This window comes from Anoxybacillus dikiliensis, from assembly GCF_050613275.1.
Classification (GTDB): domain Bacteria; phylum Bacillota; class Bacilli; order Bacillales; family Anoxybacillaceae; genus Anoxybacillus.
Window position 1 is genome coordinate 1,181,948 of sequence record NZ_CP187112.1, and the last position, 16,478, is coordinate 1,198,425.

15 protein-coding genes and 1 pseudogene are annotated in these 16,478 nt (G+C 40.2%); 9 read left to right on the forward strand and 7 right to left on the reverse strand.

The features are described from left to right. Positions 1 to 43 precede the first annotated feature (43 nt). Positions 44 to 1,540, reverse strand: a complete 1,497-nt coding sequence (locus ACPF7I_RS06275) for a recombinase family protein (RefSeq protein WP_430744242.1) — start codon at positions 1,538 to 1,540, stop codon at positions 44 to 46. A gap of 122 nt (positions 1,541 to 1,662) precedes the next feature. Here ACPF7I_RS06275 and ACPF7I_RS06280 point away from each other — a divergent pair. Both ACPF7I_RS06280 and ACPF7I_RS06285 read left to right on the forward strand, forming a co-directional pair. After that, positions 1,663 to 2,967, forward strand: a pseudogene (locus tag ACPF7I_RS06280) (formate--tetrahydrofolate ligase); the annotation flags it as partial. Positions 2,968 to 3,100: 133 nt separating this feature from the next. Beyond that, positions 3,101 to 4,303 (forward strand): MFS transporter, encoded by a 1,203-nt coding sequence (locus ACPF7I_RS06285; RefSeq protein ID WP_430744241.1) that lies wholly within the window; start codon positions 3,101 to 3,103, stop codon positions 4,301 to 4,303. Between the two features lie 36 nt (positions 4,304 to 4,339). Here the strand turns inward: ACPF7I_RS06285 and ACPF7I_RS06290 are convergent, their stop codons facing one another. From ACPF7I_RS06290 to ACPF7I_RS06300, 3 genes are read right to left on the reverse strand one after another with little or no spacing between them, the layout of a single operon-like run. After that, positions 4,340 to 5,044 carry a pirin family protein gene (locus ACPF7I_RS06290; RefSeq protein ID WP_430744240.1) on the reverse strand — a complete coding sequence of 235 codons (705 nt, stop codon included), beginning with the start codon at positions 5,042 to 5,044 and terminating at the stop codon, positions 4,340 to 4,342. Positions 5,045 to 5,060: 16 nt separating this feature from the next. Beyond that, a complete protein-coding gene (locus ACPF7I_RS06295) occupies positions 5,061 to 5,459 on the reverse strand; it encodes a DoxX family protein (RefSeq protein ID WP_003397438.1) in 399 nt (132 codons plus the stop codon). Positions 5,460 to 5,515: 56 nt separating this feature from the next. Continuing rightward, positions 5,516 to 5,956: a MarR family winged helix-turn-helix transcriptional regulator gene (locus ACPF7I_RS06300; protein WP_003397437.1), complete on the reverse strand. Its 441-nt coding sequence runs from the start codon at positions 5,954 to 5,956 to the stop codon at positions 5,516 to 5,518. A gap of 257 nt (positions 5,957 to 6,213) precedes the next feature. Between ACPF7I_RS06300 and ACPF7I_RS06305 the strand changes: the two genes are divergently transcribed. Then, positions 6,214 to 6,801 carry a cell wall hydrolase gene (locus ACPF7I_RS06305; protein WP_430744239.1) on the forward strand — a complete coding sequence of 196 codons (588 nt, stop codon included), beginning with the start codon at positions 6,214 to 6,216 and terminating at the stop codon, positions 6,799 to 6,801. Positions 6,802 to 6,866: 65 nt separating this feature from the next. Here the strand turns inward: ACPF7I_RS06305 and ACPF7I_RS06310 are convergent, their stop codons facing one another. Together ACPF7I_RS06310 and ACPF7I_RS06315 are read right to left on the reverse strand one after the other, a co-directional pair. Further along, positions 6,867 to 7,028 (reverse strand): hypothetical protein, encoded by a 162-nt coding sequence (locus tag ACPF7I_RS06310; RefSeq protein ID WP_003397421.1) that lies wholly within the window; start codon positions 7,026 to 7,028, stop codon positions 6,867 to 6,869. A gap of 13 nt (positions 7,029 to 7,041) precedes the next feature. Next, on the reverse strand, positions 7,042 to 7,887 hold the full coding sequence (locus tag ACPF7I_RS06315; protein WP_430744238.1) for an SPFH domain-containing protein: 846 nt from the start codon (positions 7,885 to 7,887) through the stop codon (positions 7,042 to 7,044). A 150-nt stretch (positions 7,888 to 8,037) separates the two neighbouring features. Here ACPF7I_RS06315 and ACPF7I_RS06320 point away from each other — a divergent pair, with 150 nt between their 5' ends. From ACPF7I_RS06320 to ACPF7I_RS06345, 6 genes are all read left to right on the forward strand, one after another. Beyond that, entirely contained in the window at positions 8,038 to 8,910 is an 873-nt protein-coding gene (locus ACPF7I_RS06320) for an ATP-binding cassette domain-containing protein (RefSeq protein ID WP_430744237.1), read from the forward strand. 8 nt (positions 8,911 to 8,918) lie between these two features. After that, positions 8,919 to 9,716 carry an ABC transporter permease gene (locus ACPF7I_RS06325; RefSeq protein WP_430744236.1) on the forward strand — a complete coding sequence of 266 codons (798 nt, stop codon included), beginning with the start codon at positions 8,919 to 8,921 and terminating at the stop codon, positions 9,714 to 9,716. Between the two features lie 11 nt (positions 9,717 to 9,727). Next, positions 9,728 to 10,378, forward strand: a complete 651-nt coding sequence (locus ACPF7I_RS06330; RefSeq protein WP_430744235.1) for a TetR/AcrR family transcriptional regulator — start codon at positions 9,728 to 9,730, stop codon at positions 10,376 to 10,378. A gap of 132 nt (positions 10,379 to 10,510) precedes the next feature. After that, positions 10,511 to 12,694, forward strand: coding sequence for a malate synthase G (locus ACPF7I_RS06335; RefSeq protein ID WP_430745955.1), 2,184 nt, complete (start codon positions 10,511 to 10,513; stop codon positions 12,692 to 12,694). A gap of 57 nt (positions 12,695 to 12,751) precedes the next feature. Next, a complete protein-coding gene (locus ACPF7I_RS06340; protein WP_430744234.1) occupies positions 12,752 to 13,516 on the forward strand; it encodes an IclR family transcriptional regulator in 765 nt (254 codons plus the stop codon). Between the two features lie 67 nt (positions 13,517 to 13,583). After that, complete coding sequence (locus ACPF7I_RS06345) at positions 13,584 to 15,644, forward strand: GDYXXLXY domain-containing protein (protein WP_430744233.1); 2,061 nt, start codon at positions 13,584 to 13,586, stop codon at positions 15,642 to 15,644. A gap of 36 nt (positions 15,645 to 15,680) precedes the next feature. Here ACPF7I_RS06345 and ACPF7I_RS06350 read toward each other — a convergent pair whose 3' ends face one another. Beyond that, complete coding sequence (locus ACPF7I_RS06350) at positions 15,681 to 16,430, reverse strand: CAP domain-containing protein (protein ID WP_430744232.1); 750 nt, start codon at positions 16,428 to 16,430, stop codon at positions 15,681 to 15,683. Positions 16,431 to 16,478 lie beyond the last annotated feature (48 nt).

The following is a 16,478-nucleotide window of genomic DNA, read 5'->3' on the forward strand; positions in this document are numbered from 1 at the left end:
CCTTTTTGTTTTATATGGCTTAAAAGATAAAAAAAGGGATGCCTTAAATAGCATCCATAAACCATATATCAATCTTAGGCTGTGAGTAGGTGTTTTCCTTTGTAAGCTCAATCCTTGCAATTAACAGCCTCATCATTTTGTTTTTCTCCTCTAGAGGCATATCCTTATAATTATCAATCAGGTCTATCATTTTTTGATACTTTGTCTCAAGGTTAGATACATCTAGATTAACTAGCTTTGCCTCAAGGTATCCAATCTCTGAGCTGATTGCTTTAGACTCCTCAAGGATGTCTTTTCTTCTCTGTTCATACTCCTCTTTATCCATCATGGCATCTAAATAGAGGTCAGTTAGTCTCTTTAGCCTTATATCCTGCTTTTTAGCATCCTCTTTAAGCTGTTCTAATCTTTTCCTGATGTCTGCCTCTGCTCCTGATGTATCATTTTCCCTTATGCTTTTGAGCTTTTCTATAAGGCTTGATTTGTATTGCTCTAATTGCTCCAATACAACAGCCTCAATAATGTCTATTTTACATCCTGAGTTAGTGCATCTTGTACCATCAGGATTATAGTGGATGCATCTCCTAGCTTGGTAAAAGTGCCAATGTCCTCTCTTTTTGCTGTATTTCTTGCTTATTTGTATGCTCATTTTTCTATGACATTTCCCACAGTAAACAAGGTTATCTAATGGAGTCTTGATATTTCCCCAATCTCTGCTGTCATAATTCCTTCTAGATGCTGAGAGCTTATGAATGGTATCATATTCCTCATAAGACATCAGAGGCTCATGGCAGTTCTTAGCTACTGCTCTCTGATTTAGTCTTGTGGAATTGTACTCAGCCTCTCCTAAGTATGTTCTATTTTTGAGGAGCTTTTGTATTCTCCCTGCTGTCCATCTGTTACCATGCTGAGTAAACTGCCCTAAGTCATTCAGCTTGTTAGCTATCTCAGAAAAGGTAGAGCCTTCCAAAGCCATTGCTACCATATTTCTGAAAACAACAGACTGCTCAGGATGAGGCTTGAGTATCTTTTCCTCTTTGCAGTAATAATAACCATATGGAGCTTGAGAGCCTATCCATCTATTTTTTATGGCTACTGTATTTACTTTACCTGTAGCTAATCTGTGTCTAATTCTTTTGTATTCAAAGTCTGCTAAGACAGAGGAAAAGCCATACATTAAGTCATGGTTATCATCTTTAAAATTGATTGTACTGTCAGGAGTCTCAATTATGACATCATTAGCTATACAGAGCTTTTTAAGGTCATCTAAAAGACCTACATCTCTCCCCAATCTATCAATATGAGTAATTAAGAGCTTTGAGTACATTCCCTGCTCAATGCCTCTCATTAACTTAATAAGCTCAGGTCTGTCATATCTTATAGATGACTCAATCTCCTTAAAGATGTCATATTGCTTATAGCCTCTGCTTTCAGCTAGTCTAATTAGAGTCTGCTCCTGTGTCTGTAATGTCTCCTCTTTGTCTGACATTACTGCATCTTCTCTAGATTTTCTGATGTAGAGAGCTACTTTTCTTCTGCTCATAATTTTTCTGCCTCCCAATATTTATTCTATTTGTCACAATGGTTTAAAATTTACTCATCATAATTCTTGTTAGAGAGAATTTTTAAACTGTGACAGGTCTCTCAGAATGGGATGCAATAAGAAATGTCAATTTTACAGGGGATTTGCATGCGATTACGACCGCGAATAACGCCTTAGCTGCGCTCATTGACAACCATATTCACCAAGGAAATGAATTACGAATCGATACGCGCCGCATCGTTTGGAAGCGAGCGGTTGACTTAAATGACCGTGCGCTACGTAAAGTCGTGGTCGGATTAGGCGGACCGACGCAAGGCGTGCCACGCGAGGACGGATTCGATATTACCGTTGCCTCTGAAATCATGGCGGTGTTTTGCTTAGCAACCGATTTGCAAGATTTAAAAAGACGTTTAGCAAAAATGGTTGTGGCATATAACGTGGATCGTCAACCTGTTACAGTAGCTGATCTTGGCGTCGAAGGAGCGCTCACACTTTTACTAAAAGATGCACTAAAGCCGAATTTAGTCCAAACAGTAGAACATGTCCCGGCACTTGTGCACGGTGGCCCGTTTGCCAATATTGCTCACGGATGCAATAGCGTTATCGCAACAAAAATGGCGCAAAAACTTGGAGACTATGTTGTGACAGAGGCGGGATTTGGTGCCGATTTAGGTGCCGAGAAATTTTTACATATCAAAGCGCGCATGGCAGAAATTGAACCGAAAGCTGTTGTCATCGTCGCAACGATTCGGGCGCTAAAAATGCACGGCGGGGTAGGGAAACAACAACTAGCGAGCGAAAATGTCGAAGCATTAAAAAAAGGACTAGCCAATTTAGAAAAACATATTGAAACGATTCAAGCGTTTGGCTTGCCGTTTGTTGTTGCGATTAACCGTTTCCTGACTGATACAGAAAAGGAAATTCAAGCATTAACGGCATTTTGTGAGGAAAAAGGATATCCTGTATCGTTAACGGAAGTGTGGGAAAAAGGCGGAGATGGCGGAATTGATTTAGCTCGCAAAGTATTGGAAGCGATCGAAAATACAAAAAGCACGTACACCCCGTTATACGAATTAGATGAACCGATTACGGATAAAATTCAAAAAATCGCGCGCAATGTTTATGGTGCAAGCGACGTTTCTTTTTCCGACAAGGCGAAAAAGCAAATCGAACAATTTACATCGTTTGGGTGGGACAAGCTCCCGATTTGCATGGCAAAGACGCAATATTCGCTTTCCGATGACCCAACAAAACTTGGCCGCCCGACCGATTTCACGATTACAGTGCGCGAATTAAAACCGTCGATCGGCGCTGGATTTCTCGTCGCCTTAACAGGGGATGTCATGACGATGCCAGGGTTGCCAAAACAACCAGCAGCACTTCAGATGGATGTCGACGAACATGGAAACGCACGCGGACTTTTCTAAATGATCAATTAGGAGAACAAGCGCCTTATTAGTAAGATAGGGCGCTTGTTTTATAAACAGGCAAAAAAATTGAAAGATTGACAGAAGGTATTATAATGTAAATATTCAATGTGTTTTCTAGGGAGAGAGGAAGATGCAAGCAAGTGTTGAACAACGCACAAATATGCAAACAGTCGTTTATCCGATTTTAATTGCCATTAGTATTGGTCATTTATTGAATGATGCCATGCAAGCTGTGGTGCCAGCGCTATTTCCGATTTTAGAATCATCCATGCGCTTATCTTATACACAAATCGGTTGGATTGCGTTTACGCTGAATATGACTTCGTCTATCCTACAGCCGGTTGTCGGATTGTTTTCCGATCGGTATCCATCGCCGAGCTTTTTGCCACTTGGTATGGGAGCGAGCCTATTAGGTATGATTGGATTAGCGTTTGCACCTAATTTTTCCTTCGTCTTATTGTCCGTTTTATTCATTGGATTTGGTTCAGCTATATTTCATCCAGAAGGTTCGCGCGTCGTTTATTTTGCCGCTCGGGCGAGAAGGGGGTTCGCTCAATCCATTTATCAACTTGGCGGAAATACAGGCAACGCTCTTGCACCATTGTTTACAGCGCTCATTTTTGTTCCATTTGGTCAAAAGGGAGCTGGTTGGTTTGTCATTGTTGCAGCACTTGGAATGATTGTTTTATTTTGGGTGTCGAAGTGGTATGCCGTTCAGTTGCATCAACTGAAAAATCGTCCGAACAGAACGGTAGAAGGAAAGAAGCATACAAGCAAACGAATTATATTTGCCCTCGGTCTCCTCGTGTTGCTCGTATTTGCACGTTCGTGGTATTATGCAGGAATTTCGAATTACTATCAGTTTTACTTAATGAAGTATTACGGAATTTCTATTCGTCAAGCGCAACTTTATTTGTTTGTTTTTATGATCGCAGGGGCAATCGGGACAGTTTTTGGAGGTCCGCTTGCTGATCGATTCGGGAGACGAAATGTAATTTTTGCATCCACGCTTGGTACAGCGCCGTTTGCACTTATTTTGCCATATGTGCCACTTCATTTTGTTTTGCCAATTGTTTTTGTTACAGGCTTTATTTTATCGTCTAGTTTTGCTACGTTTGTCGTCTATGCACAAGAATTGCTTCCAGGAAACGTTGGGATGGCTTCGGGATTAATTGTTGGTCTTGCGTTTGGAATGGGGGCGCTTGGAGCGGTTGCACTTGGCAAAATCGCAGACGTGTATACGTTAAAAACGCTTATGGTGATGTGTAGTTTCCTCCCTTTATTTGGTATAATTACGTTTTGGTTACCGAAAGATGTACGTGCTGCTCAGTAAAATTCAGCTTGCCCGTTTTCATGGGCAAGCTGGCAACTACGGTAAGTCGATAAGCATAAATTGGCTATCTGCTTTTGCGGTAATATGCAATATTGGCATATTTGTTATACGGGCGGCGTCACGATGGTGTAATACCGTTTCGTCGTTTAACGTAATCTCCCCCTCAATAACAAACAAATATATTCGACGTCCTTCTTGTTGTTGGAATGTAACGTGCTGGTTATTTTCTAGATTAGATAAATACATCGTTATGTCTTGATGAATGTAGGCAACTTCATTTCCTGCCTGTGTTTTCGAAACAATAGGCAATAAACGGTTCTTCATTTTTTGAATATCGTATGAAACTTGTTCATATGACGGGGTAAGGCCGCGTGCTTCAGGTAGAAACCAAAGTTGTAGAAGATTGACTTCTTCTGTAGTAGATGGATTCATTTCTGAATGTACAATGCCTGTTCCGGCTGTCATCCGTTGTACTTCACCGAATGAAATGATGCGATGATTGCCGAGATTATCGCGATGTTCAAGTTGTCCTTTTAGAACGACTGTAACAATTTCCATTTCTTGATGAGGGTGTGCTCCAAAACCACGTTGTGGCGCGATGATATCATCATTAAATACACGTAATGGACCAAAGTGCATATTGTTTCGATCAAAGTATTCAGCGAATGAAAAACTAAAATAGCTTTGTAGCCAACCGTGGTTTGATTGAAACCGTTTATGTGCAGGATATACGTGAATCATGGAACAATCTCCTTTCTTACTTTATGAGTGCATCGAGTGAATAGTCGCCTGCACCGATGAGCGCGATACCGATCACAACAACAATCAAAATAAAGTTGTACTCAAAGCCATTTTGAGTGACCCAAAATCCGTTCGGAGCGTGTACTTTTACGATAGCGACGACCATTGTAGCAGCGATCAACAAAGCTGCAAATGGGGTGAACAGCCCGAGGGCAAACAACAATCCCCCAACGAACTCCGCTAGGCCAGCAATGAGTGCCATTGTCACTCCTGGCTTTAATCCAATAGACTCAAGCCACCCGCCTGTTCCTTTTAAGCCGTATCCCCCGAACCATCCAAACAACTTTTGAGCCCCATGACCGACAAACGTTAAACCAACAGCGAGACGAATAAGTAAAATACCAATGTGCATCATGATGATCTCTCCTTTCATATATCTTGATTTCAAGATAAAAGTTGTGCGATAGGCCTTTAGAAAGGCGACAATGAAAGACCTATCTTTTTGAGCAAGTGAATAGCTAATTCTTTTTCCTCTGTAGATAAAGATCGGAAAATATCCGACATTTTTTGGGCGTGTTGCGGAAAAATGTGATCCATTAGTGCTTTTCCTTCGTCAGTAATAACAGCGTACGTAATGCGCCGATCTTTTTCGCAACGTTGCCGGACAATATATCCTTTTTCTTCGAGTTTGTCGATGACATATGTCATACTTCCACTAGTGAGTAAAATTTTGTCACCGATTTGTTGAATCGGTTGCGCTCCTTTATGATACAACAAGTCGAGAACACCGAACTCTGTTGGGTTTAGTCCGTAACGTTGGATGTCATGCTTAACATGTTCGGATACGGCTTTATGTGCCCTAGAAAGAACAACGAATAGTTTTAACGATAATGTTTGCTCGTTTTGATTCATACGCATCAACCTTTATCTTGATTTCAAGATAATTATAAACTTACGAAAAGTAAGTTGTCAATACGTATTGTATTTTTTGTTTTGAGATATGCATGAGTGTTTATTCATGATGAAAATCTTACTAAATGAATAAATTTCCATATACTGTCCCGATCGTTGCATACCATGTATTTTGAGGTTTTTCCATAAATTAGATAATGATAGATTGCTAAATCCCTGCTAGTCTTATAAGCGAGCAACGGATTAGGAGGGATAATATGAGGAAATGGCTAGCACTTGCTTCTGCCTTTGTAGCAGCTTTTTGTTTTTCAACAACTGAAGTAGCTGCACAAACGACAGTTCATTATGTAAAACAAGGGGAAACGTTTTGGACGATTGCAAAAAGTTACAATGTTTCATTGCTAGAGCTTCAACGAATCAATCAAAAACAATCCGATATTTTATTCGTTGGTGAAGCGTTGCGTATTCCGCAACCTATTTCTCAAGCCGATAAAGATTTGTTAGCTCGCCTCGTTCATGCGGAAGCAAAAGGAGAGCCGTTTGCAGGGAAGGTGGCGGTTGCTACAGTCGTGTTGAATCGTGTCGACCATCCGAATTTTCCAAATACAATTCGCCAAGTCATTTATGAGCGTTCAGGGGGATATTATGCGTTCACTCCTGTGCAAAACGGCGAGATTAACAAACCAGCGGATCGAGAAGCATATCGAGCGGTTGAAGAAGCCATTGCTTTTCGCGGTTTAGGAAGTGGTTCATTGTACTTTTACAATCCAAAGACGGCGAAAAGCGAATGGATCCGCTCGCGCCAAGTGACGGTTGTGATTGGAAACCATATATTTGCGAAATAGTATTTCTCCATGCGTAGAGGTATGATGACGGAAAAAGGTGTCCCGAAAGCTTTTGGGACACCTTTCTATTTTTTATTTTCTTTCAAACGTCCTTCGCGCTTTGCTGCTTCACGCAGTAGAAATTCGATATGAGCATTCACGCTTCGAAATTCATCTTGTGCCCAACGTTCGATGATTTCATACAATTTTGGATCGATTCGTAGCGGAAAGTTTTTTTTCTTTGTCATTTCGTATTCACCGTTAGTATAACGTTCCGACGTTGATGACTGGTTGGGCTCCACGATCAGAAATAATTGCCACCATCAAATTGTTAACCATATTTGCTTTCCTTTCCTCATCTAACTGCAAATGGGCTTCTTGATCTAGCTGTTCAATCGCCATTTTTGCCATTGAAACTGCCCCCTCAACAATTTTTTTTCGTGCTGCTAGGATGGCCGTAGCTTGCTGACGTTGTAACATAGCGCTTGCAATTTCAGTCGAGTACGCTAAGTGTGTTAAACGTGCTTCAATAACTTCAACACCAGCTACATTTAGACGTTCTTGTAATTCTTTTGCTAATACTTCTGAGACGACGTCGGCGTTTCCACGTAGCGAGATGTTTTCGTTTTCAAATGTGTCATACGGATATTTTGTTGCGACGTGACGAATGGCTGTCTCACTCTGAATTTCGACAAATTGCTCGTAGTTATCTACATCAAATATGGCTTTCGCTGAATCAATCACTTTAAAAACGACGACCGCTGCAATTTCAATTGGATTCCCTTCAACGTCATTCACTTTTAATTTGGCGCTGTTGAAGTTGCGAACACGTAATGAAACGGTTTTGCGAACGCTAAGTGGAATAGTCAAAAATAAACCGCTATCACGAATAGTACCGACATACTTTCCGAAAAAGATGACGACTTTTGCTTGATTAGGTTGCACCATAGTCATGCCTGTCATTAATAAGAAGGCGAAAAAAGCAAGGAAAAGTGGAAGGATAAGTTCCATCTCCATAAAAAAACGCCACATAGCACCTGCAAGTAATGTGATGATAAGAAACAAAGCGAAAAAACCATTCATATACCAAGCTTTCATTTCTTTCATATTTCTTCCTCCTAACATCATAAAGATATTTTAATGATATCACTTTTTGAATTATATGTAAATATCTCTTTATTGACTATTGAGTCAAACTGTTGTATTATGGAATTGACTTATCAGTCAATAAAGTATAACGCCAAGGGGGGCGAAACGATGGGCATTGTTGATGTCAAACAGCTAACAAAGAGGTATAAAAACAATCGAGGAATTGAAGAGGTAACATTCTCTATTAAGGAAGGGGAAATTTTTGGGTTTATCGGACCGAACGGAGCAGGAAAAAGTACGACGATTCGTACGTTACTAAACTTTATTTATCCGACGAGCGGCAGGGCGACGATTTTCGGAAAAGATATTGTGAAAGATGCAAAAGAAATTCGGAGGCATGTCGGCTACTTACCTTCTGAAGTGCATTACTATGATGATATGAAAGTGATCGACTTATTGACGTACTCAGCGTCATTTTACAAAGTGTCCGATCGACGATTGAAACAGCTGGCTGAGCGTCTTGATTTAGACGTTCATAAAAAAATGGAAGATTTATCATTTGGAAATCGAAAAAAAGTGGGGATCGTTCAAGCGTTGTTACACGAACCGAAACTGCTTATTTTAGATGAGCCAACAGGTGGATTAGATCCGCTTATGCAGCATACGTTTTTTGAACTTCTTTTAGAAGAGCGGAAAAAAGGGGTAACGATTTTCTTCTCCTCACATATTCTTTCTGAAGTACAAAAACTTTGTGATCGTGTAGCAATTATTAAAGAAGGCAAGCTTATTCAAGTGGAGACGATCGAACACTTAACGAAAAACCAGCTGAAACACGTGACGATCGTGCTCGAGGAAGGACAATATGCGACATTTGATTTAGAGGGAGTTGTAAAAAAAGAAGTCAGCGGTAATGAAGTGATGATGTTATACAGAGGGGATATGAACGAACTAATAGCCGAGTTGCACAATTTACGCATTAAAGATGTGTCGATGAGCGAACCGTCTCTTGAAGATGTGTTTATGCACTATTACGAAAAGTGAGGGGATAGATGATGTTTAAACGGGAATGGAAACGAAACGCAAAATCTTTAGTTATTTGGACTGTTGTGCTTAGCGGACTTATACTGTTGACGCTAAGTATTTTCCCACAGTTCGCGGAGCAACAAAAAGAAGTAACGAAGCTGCTTCAATCGTTGCCACCAGCCATGATTAAAGCATTTGGAATGGATCAATTGAGCATTGGTGATTTGACAGGGTATTACGGTGTGCGTGTGTATGCGATGACGACGTTGCTTGGCAGTGTTTACGCAGCTATGTTAGCCGCAAATATTGTCGCGAAAGAGGAAAACGATAAAACGATTGAATTTTTACTTGCTAAACCAGTCACAAGAAGTGAGGTTTTGACAAGTAAAGGACTCGTTGTCGTTGTAAATATTATTATCATAAATACGGTTTCCTTCCTTGTTAGTTTAGTCGGCTTTCAGATCGCTAAAGAATATGACGTTTCGTTAAAAGCTATTTATTTACTGACAGTAGCAACGATATTTCTTCACGTTACGTTCGCGGCTGTGGCATTTTTGTTATCAACGATGATGCGTAAAACGAGAAATGCGTCATCGTTTGCCCTTGGGCTTGTTTTCGTCACTTATTTTATGAGCATGATGTCAAGCATTTCTGAAGATTTATCTTTTTTGAAATACTTTAGCCCGTTTAAATATGTTGATGCAGCACCGATCATTTATGAGTTGCAACTCGATGTACTATACGTTAGTTTAATGATAGCAATCATTAGTGTGAGCATCGTTTTAGCATACATTATTTACAAAAAGAAAGATATTGTCGCATGAGGGTGGTTTGATTGTACGAAACGTTTGAAAGGCAACCAGAAGAAAAAAAGAATCTCATTATTCAAATCGTTATTGAAGAGTTTGTACAGAACGGATACGAAAACGCATCAACGGATGTGATGACGAGCCGCGCTGGCATTTCAAAGGGATTGTTGTTTCACTATTTTAAAAGCAAAAAAAATTTGTATTTGTATGTCGTTCATTATGCAAAACGGTTATTGACTGAAAAAACGATGGAAGCAGTAAATGAACTGAGATGTAGTGACTTTTTTGAACGAATAAAACAAATTTTGCTTATCAAGCAACGAGTATTTATGAAATATCCGAATGAAACACAACTAGTTATCGATGCAGTCGCTAATCCACCAAAAGCGGTGAAAAAAGAAATGGAACAACTGCTTGCGGAACATTACGAAACATATGCTGAAGATTTTCAATTGCAATATATTTTTTTAAAAGATCTTCTGCAGAAAGAAACATTGCGTGACGATGTATGTGTTGAAACTGTCGTGCGCATGACGATGTTGATCGTTGAACAATTATCGAATAAGTATATGCAATTGTATAAAAATAAACAATATCATCCGATTCAACACGGGGATTTGGTTGTGCAAGAGTTAGATGAATATGTGAATATTATAAAATATGGGATTTACAAGTAAGGCGGGACTTTCCCTGCCTTTATTCATTGTAAGAAAATTGTTGAAATTTTCTGTTTTTGTATGGTATGATATTTTCGAGCAATTTGAAACGATGTTTCATAATACGCAACAAAAAGGGGAAGGGGAATGATGATGGGAGAATATGTACGAGTTGGACGTTTGCAAGTAGCGAGCATTTTTTATGATTTTATGACAAATGAAGTGTTGCCGAATAGCGGGGTAGATGCAAGCAAATTTTGGAGCGATTTTGAACAGCTGATTGAAGAACTCACACCGAAAAATAAAGCGTTGCTTGCGAAGCGTGATGAACTGCAAGAAAAGATTAATGAATGGCATAAACAACATCGTGGACAGTTTGATTTTGAACAATATAAATCGTTTTTACAAGAAATCGGATATTTAGAGCCAGAAGTTGAGGATTTTGAAATTACAACAGAAAATGTGGATGATGAAATTGCTAAGCAAGCAGGTCCGCAGCTCGTTGTTCCAATTACAAACGCACGTTATGCGCTAAATGCAGCCAATGCCCGTTGGGGAAGTTTGTACGATGCGCTATATGGGACAGATGTGATTAGTGAAGAAGATGGAGCTGAGCGCGGAAAAGGATACAATCCGGTGCGCGGTGAAAAAGTCATTGCTTACGTCCGTGCCTTTTTAGATGAAGCGGTACCGCTTCGTGGATATTCACACAAAGATGCCGTTCAATACGCTGTTGTAAACGGTGTGCTAACTGTGACAACGAACGACGGACAAACAACAACGTTGCGAGATGGGCAAAAATTTGTTGGGTATCAAGGTTCACCAGAGCAACCGTCTGCGATTTTATTGAAAAACAACGGTCTACATATTGAGATACAAATTGATCGTACTCACCCGATTGGACAGATGGATGCAGCAGGTATTAAGGACGTTTATTTAGAAGCTGCGTTAACAACAATTATGGACTGCGAAGATTCCGTTGCAGCGGTGGATGCAGAAGATAAAGTGCTTGTATATCGCAACTTACTCGGTTTAGTTCGTGGTGACTTAACAGCGAGCTTTACAAAAGGAAACAAAACCGTTACACGCGAGCTAAATCCAGATCGTGTATATACAACACCAAGTGGCGAGACGCTCACATTGCCAGGCCGTTCACTCATGTTTGTGCGCAACGTTGGGCACTTAATGACGAACAATACGATTTTATTTGAAAATGGAGAAGAAGTGTACGAAGGTATTTTAGATGCGGTCGTAACGACTTTAATTATGAAACATTCGCTTCTCGGCAATGGGAAGTATGTTAATTCGAGAAAAGGTTCGATCTACATTGTAAAGCCGAAAATGCACGGTTCAGAAGAAGTAGCATTTGCAGATGAGTTGTTTGATCGGGTTGAAGATATGCTCGGCCTTGAACGGAATACAATTAAAATTGGTGTCATGGATGAAGAGCGGCGCACAACATTGAATTTGAAAAATTGTATTTATCGAGTAAGGGATCGAATTATTTTTATTAACACAGGATTTTTAGATCGTACAGGCGACGAAATTCACACATCAATGGAAGCAGGACCGATGATTCGGAAAAATGAAATGAAGTCGTCCGTATGGCTACAAAGCTATGAAAAATCGAACGTAGCGATTGGATTACTAACTGGTTTTCAAGGTCGTGCCCAAATTGGTAAAGGGATGTGGGCGATGCCTGATATGATGGCGGAAATGTTAAAGCAAAAAATTGCCCATCCGCAAGCTGGGGCAAATACAGCTTGGGTTCCGTCACCGACTGCAGCGACGTTACATGCGCTTCATTATCATCAAGTAGATGTGTTTATGGTGCAAGATGAACTGAAGAAACATGTGAAAAACTATCGTGATGACATATTACAAATTCCTGTCGCTGTCAACCCACAATGGACGCCTGAGGAAATTCAACAAGAGTTAGACAATAATGCACAAGGTATTCTTGGTTACGTCGTTCGTTGGATTGACCAAGGGATTGGATGTTCAAAAGTACCCGATATTCATAACATTGGCTTAATGGAGGATCGAGCAACGCTTCGTATTTCGAGTCAACATATTGCGAATTGGTTGCACCATGGGATTTGTACGAAAGAACAAGTGCTTGAAACATTGAAGCGAATGGCGAAGGTTGTCGATGAACAAAATGCTGATGATCCAGCATATCGACCAATGTCAGCGGATTATGATAACTCAGTTGCCTTCCAAGCAGCGTGCGACCTTGTTTTTAAAGGGTACGAACAGCCAAACGGCTATACGGAGCCGATTTTACATCGCCGTCGTTTAGAAGCAAAAGCAAAATTTTCGCGTGTAAAACAATGATGTGATGAGGGCATTCCATGTGAATGCCCTCGTTATGTGATAAAGGTGGGAAGCAGTATGGAAAAAGATTCATTTGTCAAGTCAGTTAGTAGGGCATTAAAAATTATGGATATTTTAAGCAACTATCGTCATGGAATTGGTGTAACGGAAATTGCTAAACAAATCGGTATTCATAAAAGTTCCGTTCATCGGTTACTATCGACACTGGCTGAACACGGATACGTTGAACAAGATGGAGAAACAGAGCGATACAAGCTCGGTTATAAGCTGTTGGAAATGAGCTCAAAGTTGTTAGAATCAATCGATTTGCGCAAAGAAGCAAAACCGTATTTGCGTGAGTTGGAAAAATTGACAAATGAAGTCGTGCATCTTGTTGTGTACGATCAAGGAGAAGTCATTTATATTGAGAAGTTAGATGGGAATGAAACGTTGCGCATGCATTCAAAAGTCGGAAAGCGAGCACCGATGCATTGCACAGCCGTCGGTAAGGCAATTTTAGCACATTTGCCTAAGCATGTTGTGATGGACGTTTTAGAGAGAAAAGGATTGCCGCCACATACTCATTATACAATTACAGATCGTCAAAAGTTGTTTCAAGAGCTAGAACGTGTTCGACAAAACGGTTATGCGCTTGACTTAGAAGAAAACGAATACGGTATACGTTGTGTCGCTGTTCCAATTTTTGATCATACGAAACAAGTCATTGCCGCAGTAAGTGTTTCCGGACCGACTATTCGTATGACAAATGAGCGGATTGAACAACTTCACGCACAAATGAAAAGGATAGGTAAACAAATTTCGGAGCGGCTCGGATATCGATGAATGATGTATACGTTTGGCCTCTAGTCATAGTATAATGGATAAAAAGGACGTTTAAGGAGGCCGCTTCATGGCACAACGTGTTGTGAAAACAACATATTTGTTAGGGCTTTTGTTTTTTGTCGCAGCGCTTGTTTATTTTTTCGCTTCTAATTGGCCTGAACTTGGGCGATTGATGAAAGTCGGGATTGGTGCTGGGTTTATGATTTTGTTTTATGGCATGAGCGCTACGGTTTTTCGCCATCATTTTTTAAGTAAATGGTTGCTTATTTTTGGAGCGATAACATTTGGGATTTGTATTGCATTAATTGGTCAAGTATATAACTCGCATGCGGATAGCTTTTTATTGTTTTTCATTTGGTTCATTCCTACTGCTATGTTTGCCATGTTTACTCGCATTCGATTTCTCGCTATATTCAGTTTCGGACTGCTGCAGCTTACATTTTGGTTTTACTACTTTCCTTCTTCGTATCACATTGAACGTGGGGAATGGTCATCGTTTTTTATTTTATTGCTTTTTGCCTTAATCAACGGAATCATTTCATTTCTTGGACGCCCATCTCTACTTTCTATTCTCGCTTATATGGCGATGCATAGTTGGCTGTTTGTTATCTTTATACAAGGAATATCATTTGAGCAATTTCGCTTTTGGCCATACGTGTATGCCACTCTTTTCGTATTGTTTTTGTTATATGTAAAAAAACAGCCATATTTTATATGCACGGTATTGTTTACAGGTATGTTTGGAATCATTCAATATTTTCGGTTTGTTGAGCGGTATTTTGGTGGGAATGGGTATATATTCGGTCTTGTGCTAGCTGTCATCATCGTCTATATCGGTATTTACGGATTGCGATGGATGACAAAGCGTAGTAATGGAAAGGCAGAGAAATTTTTTATCGTTGCTTTCCAAATCATTGTCACCGTCGTTGCATCGATGATTGCTGTTGGAAGTATTATGCAGCTTCTTTCGTTTTGGTTCGATGCGTTTTCACCGTATGTATGGCTAAGCATATGTATTTTGCTATTTGTTACACCCGCATTATTATGGAAAAGACAAAATGATGTTGTTCGTTACACGTTGCTTGCGATTGGATATATACTTGGGGCGTTTAGTGTGACTGAGGTTTCCTTGATTGTGATGAGTGCATATGTCGCTGTCTTGTTTCTTATTTCATGGCGTATGCCAGCAGGTGTACGAACGATGACAAATATCGCTGCTTCCATTTATGTCGCTATGATGATGCTTGATGAATGGAGCGACATCCGTCTCACATTATTGACTGTATTTGTTTTTTATAGCGTCATCTATTGGTTTACCAAACATATGTATGAGCGTTTTGTGTTTCTCGTTTTTTCATTTACTTCACTCCTGCTACTGACAAGTGCGGATATTTTTTCTATAGATCGGATGTATGTCGGATGGAATATTGCATTTCTTTGTGCAGCCTCGTTCGTTCTTTTATTCCGTACAAATGAATATGAACGCTCAATTGCTTGGGTGTATATGTGTTTGTTTCTCATATTAAAGTATTATGAATGGATATGGGATTTACTTCATAAATCGTTCACATTGGCTATTGTTGGTTTATGTTGGTTTACATTCGCTACATTTGTACAAAAAAGAAAAGCGATTTCGTTTTCCGTTCGTGAACAAAAATGGTTAACTCTCTTGGTCGTCATCACCTTACAAGTTGTATTTATCGCGTATGTGACATTTGATAAGGAACGACATATTCGGCATGGCGAGCAAATCAAATTGCAGCTTGAGCCCATTGATCCACGTTCACTTATTCAAGGAGATTATGTTCGTCTTCAATACGATATTTCAACAATTGAGGGGGTTGATGAATGGGGCAAAGTTCAAGTCATTTTACGAAAAGACGATACAGGGGTCCATCGATTTGTCGGTATTTATTCGGTTAATGGAGAGAAGCGCAATCCGCATTTGTACCGCGAGAGCGATGTGTTAGTGAATGGGAATATATATGGAAACACGATCATTTATGGAATTGAAACGTACTTTGTTCCGGAGAAGACAGGATTAGATGTACAGCAACGTGCCCGCTTTGCGTATGTACGCGTCAGCCAATCAGGCGATGCGTTGTTAGAGAAAATTGTTGAGCAGTGAGAAGACCCGCCGCCTCACACCGAGACGGCGGGTTTCTTATTTCCCGATAAACATTTGTGTCCAATAATTTCCGTTTCCGTCAAATCCGACGCCAATATGTGTGAAATTGCGATTTAAAATGTTCGCTCGGTGTCCGGCGCTATTCATCCACGCGTTAACTACTTCTTGAGGTGTTCTCTGCCCTTTCGCGATGTTTTCCCCAGCTGTTCGATAAGAAACGCCAAAGTCGCGCATCATATCAAAAGGAGAGCCGTATGTTGGGCTTGTGTGCGAGAAATAATTATTTTTTCGCATATCTTCCGATTTTTTCTGAGCGACAGAGCTGAGCTGCGCATCAGCGCGTAAAGCGGGCAGCCCTGCACGAGCACGTTCTCTGTTTGTCAAATCGATGACTTGTTGTGCATATTGACTAATACTTGTTGTCGGTGTTGTTTGTCTTGGTTGCTGCTGAGTCGGTTGTTGTGTTTGTCTGTTCGGTTGTGTCGGCGTCACCTGATTTGGACGTTGATACGCATTTGGTGACGGCGTGTAAGGTCTTGGCTGCACATACATTCTTTGTTGTTCGGTTAGTGATCGCCAATTTGTTGCGTCTTTCGGATCAATTGGAACAAATTTATAGCGAGCTTCTTGAATCAATATCGCTTTTGTATGCGGATATTGATTGCTCGATAGCGTTGTATGCAAAGCAGAAATGTTTGAACGGTTATTCATATCCATTGCATTGTTACAGCCAACAATGGCAAGTAAACTTAAGGCCGCAATGGACTTCGTCAGTTTTGTTATCATTTGTTCATCCCTCCCATCTGTTTTGCATGATTAGTTTTTGCGTTCATG